The sequence below is a fragment of the Paraburkholderia ribeironis genome (assembly GCF_900019265.1).
Lineage (GTDB): Bacteria > Pseudomonadota > Gammaproteobacteria > Burkholderiales > Burkholderiaceae > Paraburkholderia > Paraburkholderia ribeironis.
In genome coordinates this window covers 5,220-5,512 of the sequence record NZ_CYGX02000033.1, presented here as the reverse complement: position 1 = coordinate 5,512, position 293 = coordinate 5,220, and the positions used below count along the sequence as shown (strand labels likewise).

Genomic DNA, 293 nt, shown 5'->3' with positions numbered 1-293 from the left:
CGGTACCGCTTCGCGCCGCGCGCCCGGCGCGCGTAAACGCAGAAACCCCACCGGCGGTCCGGTGGGGTTTTGGGTTGCTGCTGGGGAGCCTGACGATTACCTACTTTCACACGGGCAATCCGCACTATCATCGGCGTGGAGTCGTTTCACGGTCCTGTTCGGGATGGGAAGGGGTGGGACCGACTCGCTATGGTCATCAGGCATGACTGGTTGTCGTGCTGGGGTTCGCCCAACACGACCAATCCGGAAGAAGTAGCTGAGAGGAGGCCTCTCTTTAACGGGCTGTGCGTATC

The 293-nt window shown here is 61.8% G+C and carries 1 rRNA gene; it reads right to left on the bottom strand.

Annotated features, from left to right (window positions below):
- Positions 1–87 precede the first annotated feature (87 nt).
- A 5S ribosomal RNA gene (gene rrf, locus BN2475_RS15955) occupies positions 88–201 on the bottom strand.
- Positions 202–293 lie beyond the last annotated feature (92 nt).